Source organism: Streptomyces sp. NPDC006335 (genome assembly GCF_040612795.1).
GTDB lineage: Bacteria > Actinomycetota > Actinomycetes > Streptomycetales > Streptomycetaceae > Streptomyces.
In genome coordinates, this window is the sequence record NZ_JBEXQX010000006.1 from 381,925 (window position 1) to 394,447 (window position 12,523).

Sequence of the window (12,523 nt, forward strand, 5' to 3'; positions counted from 1 at the left end):
TCGGCGATGTCGTCGAGCAGCCGCGCGATCCGCACCCGCGGTCCGCTCTCGCCGTGCGGCCGCAGCCCCAGGTCCCAGCCCCCGGGCCCGAGCGCCGCGTACGCCACCGAGGAGCCGAACCGGACGTCGTCCACCACGACTTCGCGGTGGCGGCCGGGGCCCGGGGAGTGCCGGGGGCGCACCTCCGCGTAGCCGCCGAGGGCGAGACCGGTGCCGTACAGCCGCCCGCGGGCGCCGAGCGCGCGCAGGTCGGTGGCGCCGGGCGCGAGGCGCGGCGGCTCGTCGTCGGCCACGCACGCGTACGCCTCCCAGCGGCCCTCGGGCAGGGCGACCGTGCCCCGCGGAGTCGGCGACACAGTCGGCGCGCGGCCGTGCGCCCGGCCCGGCGGGCATGGTTTTCCCGTGGTTCATGGTGTCCGGTCAGACCGTCGGACACCCCCATTGCGCTGGATCCGGTGACTCACTGCTGATAGGGCAGTTGCGGAACGTCGAAGCACGTGCGGTTCATGTCGCCCTGGGAGACCCAGCCCCGGCCGTCCTGCCAGCGGGCCACCGACAGACAGGTCCTGCGGGACTTCGGCGGCTCGGCCAGGCGCTCGAACCGGACGGGGACGAGCAGGCCGTCCGCGGTGTAGTCCCGGCCGCCGCGGTTCACGTAGGCGTCGACGCACGCGCGCGTGACGCCTTCAGGCGCACAGGACTTCGCGGCGTCCGTGAACCACATCGCGGCTGCCCACCCCTCCAACTGCCACTGGGAGTGCGTCCTGAGGCCCTTCGTGGCGTCCCTGAACTCCCGTACGGCCGCGTTGCCGGTGTCCTCGAAGTTGCGGCTGGAGCCGGTGGCCCACAGGGCGTTGCGGCAGCGCGGGGCGTCCTCGTAGTCATCGGGGACGGTGGACGTCCAGTTCTGCACGTTGGTGACCTTGGCGGTGACCTCGACGCCGGCCGCGTCCATCGCCTCGCAGAGCCGGGCGTTGCCGTGGCCGTCGACGGCGTCGAAGACCAGGTCGGCGCCCTGCTCCTTCAGGTCGGCCGCCACGGCACGGAAGTTGGGCAGCGCGAAGTCGACCTGTTCGGTGACGACCTTGTAGCCCTCGGCCCGCAGCCCCTGCTCGACGAGCCGGGCGTAGGCGGCGGACGCGGCCTGGTTGTAGGAGACGACGGCGGCCGTGCGGGCCCCGTGCTCGCGCTTGAAGTAGCGGTAGACCTCGGTGCCGCCGTACTGCTTCCCGTCCCAGCCGGTCGTGCCGTCCCGGGGCGCGAGGCTGCCGTAGATGCCGTAGAGGTGCGGCCAGGTGTCGTAGGCGGCGCCGATGGGCTGGCCGCCGATGTCGGGCACGCGCGCGTGGGAGACGCGGGAGGCGCCCGCGTAGTCGAGGGCGGTGGTGGCGACCAGGGCGACCACCTTGTCCTCGTCGATCAGCCGGTGCACACAGGTGTTGTTGCCGACCCCGCTGCCGCCGTCGTCGCACTCGCGCACCTCGACGCGGCGGCCGTCGAGGCCCCCGCGCGCGTTGAGCCGCTCGAAGTAGGCCTTGGCGCCGTCGCGCGGGCCGGTGAAGGCGCTGCCGCCGACCGGGCTGGTGGCGCTGGTGAGGATGCCCACGCGGATCGGGGTGCTGTCCTGGGCGTGGGTCGCCCGTTCGCGGTGCTCGAAGTCGCTCTCCGGCAGCCTGCTGCCGCACGCCGTGGCCGACGCGAGCAGCAGGACCGCGAGGGCGGCCTCAGCAGCCCGGAAGAGCCGACGCCGTGGCATTGCCGCTCAACTGGACCAGCGCGCACAGGGTGTTGACCGACACCTTCCAGGTGTCGCCCTGTTCGACCGCCGTCCCGGAGGCGTCCGGCAGGGCGGTGGCGCCGTTCAGCATCAGGGTGTACGTCACGTCGGCCGCGGTCGGCCCGGTGAACGCGACCTTGGTGACCTTCGCCCGCACCTGTCCGCCGCGCTGGTCACCGCTGAAGGCCTGGAGCACCGGGCCCATCTCGTCGCCGTTCTCCAGGACGGCCTGCTTGTCCTTGGTGGAGGTCTTCGGGTCGAAGAACTTCTCCCAGTTCGTCTTGATCTCGCGCTGGGCGGCTGCCGCGTCGGCGGGGCCGCTCGGCGACGGTGCCGCGGACGGCGTGCTCCGTTCCACGGACGGCGTCGGCGGCGGGCTCTCGCTGCCGCCGCCGCTGTCGTCGCTGCACGCCGTGAGGGCCACGGCGAGGGCGAATCCCACCGCCACCAGCCCCCGGCTGCCGTTCCCCCATGTGCGGTCGCTCCCGAGAACCATCTGGCTCACCACCGGGTGTCGGTCCGGGCCATGCGCGCCCGGTGCTTTCAGGGTCAGCTTCAAGAAGGCATAGTGCAAGCGATTGGCTTACATGGACAGGCATGCGACATGTGGGAGCCAGAGATGCGGACAGCCCGACTGCGGACCGTGCACCCCGTCCTGTGGGCCGGCTGGGCCGCGCTCGCCGCGGGCGCGGTGCTGTGCGTCCTCGGCTGGTACGGCGTCTCGGGCGAGCGTTTCGCCGAGCGGCAGCTGCCCTACCTCGCCTCCTGCACGGTGCCCGGCGGCGCGCTGATCGTCGCCGGGGCGGTGCTCCTGACCCACGGCCGGGGCGCGCTCGCCGCCGCGCGCGTGGAGGAGCTGTACGGCCTCCTGGTCGCCGTGGAGCCCGGCGGGGCCGAGGAGTCCGGTACGGCGGCCGACGCGCCCCTGGCGGTCAGCGGGGACCTGCTGATGGTGCCCGGCGGCACCCTCTGGCATCGCGCGGACTGTCCGCTGGTCGCCGGGAAGGTGGAGTCGGTCCCGGTGGACGCCAAGCTGCTGGCGAGCGGTGAGCTGGGCCCCTGTCCGATCTGCGAGCCCGTCGAGGAAACCGACTGATGTCGTCGCTGACCTACGACCTGACCCTCGCCGGGTTGTCGGTCGGCGGCGCGGCCGCGCTCACCGGGATCGGTCTGATCGTGACGTACCGCGCGACCGGGGTGCTGAACTTCGCGCACGGGGCGATCGCGATGGTGTGCGCGTACGTGCTGCGGCAGTGCGTGGTCGAGTGGGGCTGGCCGCTGTGGGCCGGGGCGGCGGCGACGCTTCTGGTCCTGGCACCTGCCCTGGGCGTGGTGCTGGAGCGTTTCGTCTTCCGGCCGCTGGCCGTCCTGGGCGGCGATCCGGCCCAGACCCTGGTGGCGTCCATCGGTGTGTTCGTGCTGCTGGTGGGCGGGGCCGCGCTGCTGTGGGGCCAGGGTGCCCGGGACGACGCCCCGGAGCTGGTGTCGGCGGACCCGTGGGGGCAGCTCGCGGTGGCCCTGGTCCTGGCGGCGGGCGTCGGCGCGGTGGTGCGTTGGACGCGCTTCGGACGGGAGCTGCGGGCCGTCGTGGACGACCGCGGGCTGGCCGTGCTCGGCGGGATCGACGCCGACCGGGTGGCGGCGGCCGGCTGGGCGTTCGGGTCGTTCACGGCGGGCCTGACGGGCGTCCTGCTGGCCCCCTACGTCCGGCTGGACCCGTACGGGCTGCCCCTGCTCGTCATGGAGGTGGTGGCGGTCGCGGTGGCCGCGCGGATGCGCAGCCTGCCCGTGGCGGTGGGGGTGGCGCTGGCCATCGGGGTCGGGCAGAGCCAGCTGACCCGGCTGCACCCGTCGGGCTGGCGCGAACCCTTGCTCCAGGCGGTGGGGGCGAACCTGTTCGTCGTGGCCCTCCTCGTCGCGGCCCTGGCGCTTCCCCGCGTCGGCACCCGGGACGTGCTCCCGCGGACGGCCACCGCGCGCGTGCCCACGCCTCAGGGCGCGTGGATCGTCGCGGTCGTGCTGTTCCTGCTGCCGCTGGGCTTCGCGGGCTCGGACCTGCACACGTCGGTCCAGGTCCCGGCGCTGGGCGTGGTGCTGCTCTCCCTGGTGGTCGTGACCGGCAGGGGCGGCCAGCTCTCCCTCGGGCAAGCGGCCTACGCGGGCCTGGGCGCCCTGTTCACGGCCCTGCTGGCGGCGGGCCGCTTCCCGGGCCTGCCCCGTCTGCCGGAACTGGCCGCGCTGGCGCTGGCGGTGGCCCTGGTGGCTCCCCTGGGCCTGCTGACCGGCTGGCCCGCGATCAGCCGCCGGGGCCTCGCGCTGGCCCTCGCGACCTTCGCGGTCGGCGTCGGCGTGAGCCGCTTCGTCTTCGCCCAGCCTTACGCCACGTCCGGGCTGTCCCTGGACCGCCCCGAGGGCTTCGACGGGGACCGGGCGTACTACGTCCTGGAGCTCGCCCTGCTCGCGCTCGCCCTGCTGGCCACCCACGCGCTGCGCAGAGGCCGCACGGGCCGGGCCCTGGCCGCCCTGCGCGACCACGAGTCCGGCGCCTCGGCGGCGGGCGTCCGGGTCCCCGCCCTGAAGCTGCTCGCCTTCGTCGCGGGCGCCGCGCTGGCCGCGCTGGGCGGCGGGATGCTCGGCATGGGCCTGCGCGCCTTCGACCCCACCGCCTACGACCCCGTCCGCGGCCTCCTCTGGTTCGCCGCGGTGGTCGTCCTGGGCGCCGACAGCACCCTGGGCGCCCTGGCGGCGGCCGCCCTGCTGGTCGGCCTGGACGCGGGCGCCCGGGGAGGGGTTGCCGCGGCGCTGATCGGGGTGCTGGCGGTGCTGGTCGGGCGTTTCCCCGGGGGCCCGTACGAGGCGGTGCGGGCGGTGGCGGGGCGGCTGAGGCCGAGCAGTCCGGCAGTCCTGACCCCGCTGGGAGCCGAGGTGGGACGACGCCTGCACGCGTCCCTCGGCGCGCCGGCGCCCGTCGAGGATGCCGAACCCGACCACCCAAGCGGTACGGGTGGTGCGGGCGGGAACACGAACCCGGCCGAAGCCCGGCCCGTCCTCACCACCCACGACCTCCACGCCCGCTATGACGGCTTCACCGCCCTCGCCGGAGTCGATCTGACCGTCCCGCCCGGCAGAATCACCGCGATCATCGGCCCCAACGGAGCCGGAAAGTCCACTCTCTTCCACTGCCTGTCAGGCACGCTCCACCCCTCCCACGGCCAAGTCCGTTACGGCGACCGGGACATCACCCACCTCTCGCCCCACGCCCGCACCCGCCTCGGCATCGCCCGCACCTTCCAACAACTCGCCGTCTTCCCCACGTTGACGGTGGCCGAGAACGTCCAGGTGGGCGCGGAACAGGGTCACGTCCCCGACCCGACCGCGCTGGACCGCGCGCTGAGACTGTTCGATCTGAACGGCCCCCTGCGCAACACCCCCGCCGCCGACCTCCCCACCGGCACCCTCCGCCGAGTGGAACTCGCCCGAGCCCTCGCCGGCTCCCCCGGCGTCCTGCTCCTCGACGAACCCGCCGCCGGTCTGGACACCGCCGAGGTGACCGCCCTGGCCCGCGTTCTCAGGGCTCTCGCGGCGGACGGCACCGCCCTCCTGGTCGTCGAGCACGACCTCGACCTCGTCGCCGACCTCGCGGACGTCGTGCACGTCATGGCCGCGGGCCGCGTCGTCGCCTCCGGCCCCCCGGCCCACGTGCTGGACGCGCTCGACGCCCGGGAGACCGCCGTATGACAGCGAGGACGGCCATCTCCCTGCGCCACGCGCGCGTGCGCTACGGCCCCTTGGAGGCCCTGCACGGCATCACGCTCACCGCCCCCGGTCCCGGCCTCACCGTCCTGCTGGGGCGCAACGGCTCCGGCCGCACGACGGCACTGCGCGCCCTGGCGGGGACAGTGCCGCTCACCGGCGGCAGCGTGGTGTGGGACGGCGTCGACGTGACCCGCCTACCGGCGTACGAGCGGGCCCGGCGCGGTCTGTGCCTGGTCCCCGAGCGCCGGGCGGTGTTCGGCACCCTCACCGTCCGCGAGAACCTCGAACTCGCCTCCCCCACCCCCGACCCTGCCCTGGACGCCTACCCGCAGCTCGCCCCCCTGCTCCCCCGCCGCGCCGGCACCCTCTCCGGCGGCGAGCAGCGCATGCTCGCCCTGTCCCGGGCCCTCCTGGCACGCGCGCGTGTGGTCCTCGTCGACGAACCCGCGCAGGGCATGTCCCCCGCGGTCGCGGCCCGTACGTACGAACTCCTCGGCGCACTGGAGGCGTGCGTGGTCGTGGCCGAACAGCGGCTCCCGCCCGCGCTGCACGGCCGGACGGCGATCGTGTACGAACTGCGGCGCGGCGCGGTCGTGTTCGGCGGAGAGGCGGCGGAGCTGAGGCCGGGGCGGCGGCCCTGACCACCGCCCCGTACGCGCCGGGGCGAGGGTAACGGCGAATTCCGGCCACCCACTTCATTCCCTGATTTCCTGATTTGTCGACCAAGCGCCATGCCGATCCATGAGCCACTTCACGCGACCAACTCCCTTACCCTTGCCAGGAATTGACGGGGAGTGCCGGATTCCGCACGACCTGCGACCCCCCGCTGTCGTTGGTTCGATTCCGTTCGCCGTGGAGCGTGACTTGCGCCCAGATCGCCCGTTGTCTCCTTCATGAGCCCGGGACCCACCCGGTTCACGGGCCGGGAGCCACCCGGTCCCGCCACGCACCACTTCCCGAGGGAGCCACCCGTGCCGCGCATGCTCGACGTCAGCGACGAGGTACGCGCTGAGATCGGCGACGAAGAAGCCGACCGGCTGCTCGCCGGAGAGAACGCCCCCGGCAGCTACGACTGCACGTCCTGCCGCACCCAGGGCGACTCCGAACAGGAGCGCACCAGCACCGTCCTGTTCATCGGTGACGAGACCGCCGTCCTGGCCTTCGCCCACGCCACCTGCCTGCCCTCCCAGGTCGTCCAGGTCACCGAGGAGCAGCTCCAGGGCGCGGTGAAGTCCATCACCGGTGACACCGTCGACCTGGACCCGGACAAGGTCGTACCCGAGCAGGCGGTGCTCGGGGTGACCAGCGGACTCGTCCTGATCGCCGGGGAGTTGCACCCGGCGCTGGTCGTGGAGCCGACCGGGCCGATCGCGCGGCCGGGCGCGACGGGACGCGGTGACGACTTCCTGCCGCTGCTGATCGAGCAGGGGTTCATGCCGCTGACGGCGATCGAGTCGGTGCCGTCGGTGCTGCACGGGTGGTCGGTGCTGCTGGCGGTGGGGCAACTGCACGCGGTGCTCCAGCCGTCGCCGAACGGCGGGCAGCCGGTGGCCTGGTGGCAGGCGCACCAGCCGCTCCAGGTGACGGAGAGCTGGCGGGCCGCCGCCAACAAGCACCAGCAGGTGCTGATGTTCGCCGCGCCGGTGGGGTCGATCGGACGGCAGCCCCGCGAGGACCTGCTGCGGGACGCGCTGGACAAGGCCGCGGCCAACGGCAAGCTGGTCGCGGCCGCGATGCCGCTCGCGGGCACGTGAGGACCGGCTGAAGGATCACGGCGAACCGCATCCCCGAGGTCCCGGTGTCGTTTGGACATACGTGCACCCATACGACGCTCCGCGCCGGTTCTCCGGCGGACCATCGGCCACGCCGATCTACGACGCGCTCTACTCCGAGTACGTCAAGACCTTCCGTTCGCTGCCGGGTGACCGCAGCGGCGAGGAGGAGCTGGGCTTCACCGCGTTCGGGAACATCCCGCACGCCTCGGGCTCGTTCAGCAGCTCGTACAGCGCCTACAGCGCGGGGGCGTTCAGCGCCCGCCAGCAGTCGCAGTGGCAGCGGGTGGGACACGTCGGGCAGCAGCACACCGGGATGCGCCACGTCCCGGCGGCGCTGCCACCCGGTCCACGCAGAGGGAACTGACGCATGAGGAAGGGCGGCCCCCGCGGGGGCCGCCCTTCCTCATGCGTACGTCACTTCTTCTTCGCGCCACGCTTCTCGCGCACCCGCACCGAGATGTGGATCGGGGTGCCCTCGAAGCCGAACTCCTCGCGCAGCCGGCGCTCGATGAAGCGCCGGTAGCCCGCCTCGATGAACCCGGAGGCGAAGAGCACGAACCGCGGCGGCTTGGTGCCGGCCTGGGTGCCGAAGAGGATGCGCGGCTGCTTGCCGCCCCGGATCGGGTGCGGGTGGGCGGCGACCAGCTCGCCGAGGAAGGCGTTGAGGCGGCCGGTCGGGACCCGCGTCTCCCAGCCCGCCAGCGCCGTCTCGATCGCGGGCACCAGCTTCTCCATGTGCCGGCCGGTACGCGCGGAGACGTTGACGCGCGGCGCCCAGGCGACCTGGCCGAGCTCGGTCTCGATCTCCCGCTCCAGGTAGTAGCGGCGCTCCTCGTCGAGGGTGTCCCACTTGTTGTAGGCGATGACGATCGCGCGGCCCGCCTCGACGGCCATGGTGACGATCCGCTGGTCCTGGACCGAGATGGACTCGGAGCCGTCGATCAGGATGACCGCCACCTCGGCCTTCTCGACGGCGGCGGCGGTGCGCAGCGAGGCGTAGTAGTCGGCGCCCTGCTGGAGGTGGACCCGCTTGCGGATGCCCGCGGTGTCGACGAACTTCCAGGTGACACCGCCGAGTTCGATCAGCTCGTCGACCGGGTCGCGGGTGGTGCCGGCCATCTCGTTGACGACGACCCGCTCCTCGCCGGCGACCTTGTTCAGCAGCGAGGACTTGCCGACATTCGGGCGGCCGATCAGCGCGATCCGGCGGGGACCGCCGATCCCGGTACCGCCGAAGCTCTGCTCGGGCGCCTCCGGCAGCGCCTCCAGGACGGCGTCCAGCATGTCGCCGGTGCCCCGGCCGTGCAGCGCGGAGACGGGGTGCGGCTCGCCGAGCCCGAGGGACCAGAGGTACGAGGCGTCGGCCTCCCCGCTCGGCCCGTCGACCTTGTTGGCGCACAGCACCACGGGCTTGCCGGCCTTGCGCAGCAGCCGTACGACCGCCTCGTCGGTGTCGGTGGCGCCGACCTTGGCGTCGACGACGAACACGACGGCGTCGGCGGCCTCGATGGCGTACTCGGCCTGCGCGGCCACGGAGGCGTCGATGCCGAGGACGTCCTGCTCCCAGCCGCCGGTGTCGACGACCTTGAAGCGGCGCCCCGCCCACTCGGCCTCGTAGGTGACGCGGTCCCGGGTGACACCGGGCTTGTCCTCGACGACGGCCTCGCGGCGCCCGATGATGCGGTTCACCAGGGTCGACTTGCCGACATTGGGTCGCCCGACGACGGCGAGCACGGGCAGCGGACCGTGGCCGGCCGCCTCGATGGCACCCTCGACGTCCTCGAGGTCGAAGCCCTCTTCCGCGGCGAGCTCCATGAACTCCGCGTACTCGGCATCGCCAAGCGCCCCGTGGTCGTGCTCCTCGCCCGAGCCCTCGGAGTGGATGTGGTCGTTCATGAAGTCCGTACCTCGTTCATCGTGGTGATCGGTGGACCACCCGGCCCTTTTCGCCGGATTGATCCACTACTCAGTGTCGCCCAGGGCCTGTCCGGCGGACCATGCCGGCGTCGCGGGCCCTGGCACGCACATCTGCCGCGTTCTCGTGTGGGCTGCCGAAGTACCGTACCTCGCAGCCGGCCTGATCCGCCGGACAGGCCCTAGCGCCCGGTCAGGCGCCTGGCGTTTTCCAGGTGACTGCTCAGCTGCTTCTGGATGCGCTCGGTCGCCTCGTCGAGCGCCTTGCGTGTCCGCCGTCCGCTGCCGTCGCCGGCCTCGAAAGGGTCGCCGTAGACGACGTCGACGCGGCTGCGCAGCGGAGGCAGCCCCTTTATCAACCGTCCCGGCTTCTCGGAGCTTCCCAGCACCGCGACCGGGACGACCGGCGCTCCGCTGCGCACCGCGAAGTACGCGAGCCCGGCGCGCAGGGAGGCGAAGTCGCCCTCGCCCCGGGTGCCCTCCGGGAAGATGCCGAGGACCCCGCCGGCCTTGAGGACGTCGAGCGCCCGCGTGATCGCCCCGCGGTCGGCGCCCGAGCGGTCCACCTTGACCTGTCCGATGGCGGTCAGGAAGGGATCCAGCGGCCCCACGAACGCCTCCTTCTTGATCAGGAAGTGCGTCGGCCGGGGTGACACGCCCATGACCATCGGGCCGTCGATCATGTGGGAGTGGTTGACGGCGAGGATCGCGGGCCCGGTCGCGGGCATCCGCCAGGCGCCGAGCACCCGGGGCTTCCACAGGCCGTACATCAGCCCGACGCCGATGCGCCGGCCGACGTCGGCGCCCTTCTCCGACGGAACGGTCACTTCCCGGCCCGCTTCTCCTCGACGAGGGTCACGACACACTCGATGACCTGCGCGAGGGTGAGCTCGGTGGTGTCCACCTCGACCGCGTCGTCCGCCTTGGCGAGCGGCGAGGTCTTCCGGCTGGAGTCGGCCGCGTCCCGCTTGATCAGGGCCTCCCGGGTGGCCTGGACGTCGGCGCTCTTGAGCTCCCCGCTGCGACGGGCGGCGCGGGCCTCCGGCGAGGCGGTGAGGAAGATCTTGAGGTCGGCGTCGGGCAGCACGGTCGTACCGATGTCCCGGCCCTCGACGACGATGCCCTTCTCGGCGGAGGTCGCGATCGACCGCTGGAGCTCGGTGATCCGGGCCCGCACCTCGGGTACCGCGCTCACGGCGCTGACCTTGGAGGTGACCTCCTGGCCGCGGATCGGACCGGCCACGTCGGTCCCGTCCACCGTGATCGTCGGGTTCTGCGGGTCGGTGCCGGAGACGATCTCCGCCTTCCCCGCCACGGCCGCGATCGCGGTCGGGTCGTCGATGTCGATCCCGTTGGTCACCATCCACCAGGTGATCGCGCGGTACTGGGCCCCGGTGTCCAGGTAGCTCAGCCCGAGCTGCGCGGCGACGGCCTTCGAGGTGCTCGACTTGCCCGTGCCGGAGGGGCCGTCTATGGCGACAATCACGGGCTGGGCGGCGCCGTTTTCCACGGGGGGACACCTTTCGGGTGCGGTCTGGCGAGTGGTGTGGGGGCGCGACTGTGCCCCGCACAAGGTTACTGGGTGCGCGTCACTCGTCCGGACGCGTCTCGTCGGGGCCGGTCCGGCCGGACCACGCGTCTCCTGGACGCCGGTCCGGACCGGACAGGGGCGGCGGCTTTGCGCGCCCCCTACTGCCGGATGGCCCAGCCCCGCTCCCGCAGCGACGCCGCCAGTACGGGCGCGGCCGACGGCTCGACCATCAACTGCACCAGACCGGCCTGCTGCCCGGTCGCGTGCTCGATGCGTACGTCCTCGATGTTGACCCCGGCCCGCCCGGCGTCCGCGAAGATCCGGGCGAGCTGGCCCGGCTGGTCGTCGATGAGCACGGCCACGACCTCGTAGACCCGAGGAGCGGACCCGTGCTTGCCGGGCACCCGCACCTGTCCCGCGTTCCCCCGCCGCAGCATGTCCTCGATCCCGGACGTGCCCTCGCCGCGCTTGGCCTCGTCGGCGGACTGGAGCGCCCGCAGGGCCCGCACGGTCTCCTCCAGGTCCCCCGCGAGGTCGGTGAGCAGATCGGCCACCGGCCCCGGGTTCGCGGAGAGGATGTCGATCCACATCCCGGGGTCGGACGCGGCGATCCGGGTCACGTCCCGGATCCCCTGGCCGCACAGCCGTACGGCGGCCTCCTCGGCGTGCTCCAGGCGCGCGGCGACCATGCTGGAGACCAGGTGGGGCATGTGCGAGACGAGCGCCACGGCACGGTCGTGGGCGTCGGCGTCCATGACCACCGGCACCGCGCGGCAGTGCGATACCAGCTCCAGCGCGAGGTTCAGCACCTCGGTGTCGGTGTCCCTGGTGGGGGTGAGCACCCAGGGCCGGCCCTCGAAGAGGTCCGCGGAGGCGGCCAGCGGCCCGGACTTCTCCCGCCCGGACATCGGATGCGTGCCGATGTACGAGGACAGGTCGAGGCCCAGCGCCTCCAGTTCCCGCCGGGGGCCGCCCTTCACGCTGGCCACGTCGATGTACCCGCGGGCCACGCCCCGCCGCAGGGCGTCGGCGAGCACCCCGGCCACATGGGCGGGCGGCGCGGCGACGATCGCGAGGTCCACGGGTCCCTCGGGTGCCTCGTCCGTGCCCGCGCCGAGCGCGGCGGCCGTGCGGGCCTGCTCGGGGTCGTGGTCGGCGAGGTGGACGGTGACTCCCCGTCCTGCCAGCGCCAGGGCGGCGGACGTCCCGATGAGCCCGGTCCCGATGACGAGTGCGGTCCTCACTGGGCGATGTCCTTGCGCAGGGCCGCCGCGGCGCCGAGGTAGACGTGCGCGATGTCGGCGCGGGGCCGGTCGGACTCGATGTGCGCGAGGACGCGGACGACACGGGGCATGGCGCCCTCGATGTCCAGCTCCTGCGCGCAGATCAGGGGTACGTCGACGATGCCGAGCTTGCGGGCCGCGGCCGCCGGGAAGTCGCTGTGGAGGTCGGGCGTGGCCGTGAACCAGATGCTGATCAGGTCGTCCGCGGTCAGCTCGTTCCGCTCCATGATGGCGGTGAGCAGCGCTCCGACCTGCTCGTCCATGTGGCCGGCCTCGTCCTGTTCGAGTTGGACGGCGCCCCGGACCGCTCGTACCGCCACGGCATTGCTCCTTGCTGATGTACGACCTGGCTCTTCGTCCGACCAGCCTAGTCAGCCGGTGTGGGGAGGGTGCGCGGCGCCCGCCTCCTGAGACGACCTCCCGGACCGTGCCAATGTCACCCGAATGTCGCAGTTCCGCTACTTGGGGTGAAAACACACCCGTGCGC

General features: G+C 73.2%; 12 protein-coding genes. 5 read left to right on the plus strand and 7 right to left on the minus strand.

Going from position 1 to position 12,523, the window contains the following annotated elements; genetic code table 11:
• Positions 1–460: 460 nt before the first annotated feature.
• Positions 461–1,756, minus strand: coding sequence for an ABC transporter substrate-binding protein (locus tag ABZ098_RS20380; RefSeq protein ID WP_356592989.1), 1,296 nt, complete (start codon positions 1,754–1,756; stop codon positions 461–463).
• On the minus strand, positions 1,725–2,285 hold the full coding sequence (locus ABZ098_RS20385; protein WP_356593079.1) for a hypothetical protein: 561 nt from the start codon (positions 2,283–2,285) through the stop codon (positions 1,725–1,727). The genes ABZ098_RS20380 and ABZ098_RS20385 overlap by 32 nt, the downstream gene beginning before the upstream one ends.
• A gap of 111 nt (positions 2,286–2,396) precedes the next feature.
• Between ABZ098_RS20385 and ABZ098_RS20390 the strand changes: the two genes are divergently transcribed.
• The 5 genes from ABZ098_RS20390 to ABZ098_RS20410 all read left to right on the plus strand — a co-directional run bounded on the left by ABZ098_RS20390 (position 2,397) and on the right by ABZ098_RS20410 (position 7,672).
• Positions 2,397–2,873 (plus strand): hypothetical protein, encoded by a 477-nt coding sequence (locus ABZ098_RS20390; RefSeq protein WP_356592990.1) that lies wholly within the window; start codon positions 2,397–2,399, stop codon positions 2,871–2,873.
• Positions 2,873–5,515, plus strand: coding sequence for an ATP-binding cassette domain-containing protein (locus ABZ098_RS20395; protein WP_356592991.1), 2,643 nt, complete (start codon positions 2,873–2,875; stop codon positions 5,513–5,515). The genes ABZ098_RS20390 and ABZ098_RS20395 overlap by 1 nt, the downstream gene beginning before the upstream one ends.
• Positions 5,512–6,174: an ATP-binding cassette domain-containing protein gene (locus ABZ098_RS20400; protein WP_356592993.1), complete on the plus strand. Its 663-nt coding sequence runs from the start codon at positions 5,512–5,514 to the stop codon at positions 6,172–6,174. The genes ABZ098_RS20395 and ABZ098_RS20400 overlap by 4 nt, the downstream gene beginning before the upstream one ends.
• 330 nt (positions 6,175–6,504) lie before the next feature.
• Positions 6,505–7,287 carry a hypothetical protein gene (locus tag ABZ098_RS20405; RefSeq protein ID WP_356592995.1) on the plus strand — a complete coding sequence of 261 codons (783 nt, stop codon included), beginning with the start codon at positions 6,505–6,507 and terminating at the stop codon, positions 7,285–7,287.
• Positions 7,288–7,348: 61 nt separating this feature from the next.
• Positions 7,349–7,672: a hypothetical protein gene (locus tag ABZ098_RS20410; RefSeq protein ID WP_356592997.1), complete on the plus strand. Its 324-nt coding sequence runs from the start codon at positions 7,349–7,351 to the stop codon at positions 7,670–7,672.
• 50 nt (positions 7,673–7,722) lie between these two features.
• Here ABZ098_RS20410 and der read toward each other — a convergent pair whose 3' ends face one another.
• The 5 genes from der to aroH form a co-directional block, all read right to left on the minus strand.
• A complete protein-coding gene (gene der / locus ABZ098_RS20415; RefSeq protein WP_356592999.1) occupies positions 7,723–9,204 on the minus strand; it encodes a ribosome biogenesis GTPase Der in 1,482 nt (493 codons plus the stop codon).
• A gap of 200 nt (positions 9,205–9,404) precedes the next feature.
• Positions 9,405–9,992, minus strand: a complete 588-nt coding sequence (locus ABZ098_RS20420; protein ID WP_356593081.1) for a lysophospholipid acyltransferase family protein — start codon at positions 9,990–9,992, stop codon at positions 9,405–9,407.
• Between the two features lie 53 nt (positions 9,993–10,045).
• Positions 10,046–10,732, minus strand: a complete 687-nt coding sequence (gene cmk / locus ABZ098_RS20425) for a (d)CMP kinase (protein ID WP_356593002.1) — start codon at positions 10,730–10,732, stop codon at positions 10,046–10,048.
• 179 nt (positions 10,733–10,911) lie between these two features.
• Positions 10,912–11,997: a prephenate dehydrogenase gene (locus tag ABZ098_RS20430; RefSeq protein WP_356593004.1), complete on the minus strand. Its 1,086-nt coding sequence runs from the start codon at positions 11,995–11,997 to the stop codon at positions 10,912–10,914.
• A complete protein-coding gene (aroH, locus tag ABZ098_RS20435; RefSeq protein ID WP_007381029.1) occupies positions 11,994–12,356 on the minus strand; it encodes a chorismate mutase in 363 nt (120 codons plus the stop codon). Before aroH ends, ABZ098_RS20430 begins: the two co-directional genes overlap by 4 nt.
• Positions 12,357–12,523 lie beyond the last annotated feature (167 nt).

Excerpts from the sequence above, each read along its gene's own strand:
- ABZ098_RS20380 (WP_356592989.1), bottom strand. The coding sequence starts at position 1,756 with ATGCCACGGCGTCGGCTCTTCCGGGCTGCTGAGGCCGCCCTCGCGGTC.
- ABZ098_RS20390 (WP_356592990.1), top strand. The coding sequence starts at position 2,397 with ATGCGGACAGCCCGACTGCGGACCGTGCACCCCGTCCTGTGGGCCGGC.
- ABZ098_RS20395 (WP_356592991.1), top strand. The coding sequence starts at position 2,873 with ATGTCGTCGCTGACCTACGACCTGACCCTCGCCGGGTTGTCGGTCGGC.
- ABZ098_RS20400 (WP_356592993.1), top strand. The coding sequence starts at position 5,512 with ATGACAGCGAGGACGGCCATCTCCCTGCGCCACGCGCGCGTGCGCTAC.
- der (WP_356592999.1), bottom strand. The coding sequence starts at position 9,204 with ATGAACGACCACATCCACTCCGAGGGCTCGGGCGAGGAGCACGACCAC.
- ABZ098_RS20420 (WP_356593081.1), bottom strand. The coding sequence starts at position 9,992 with ATGTACGGCCTGTGGAAGCCCCGGGTGCTCGGCGCCTGGCGGATGCCC.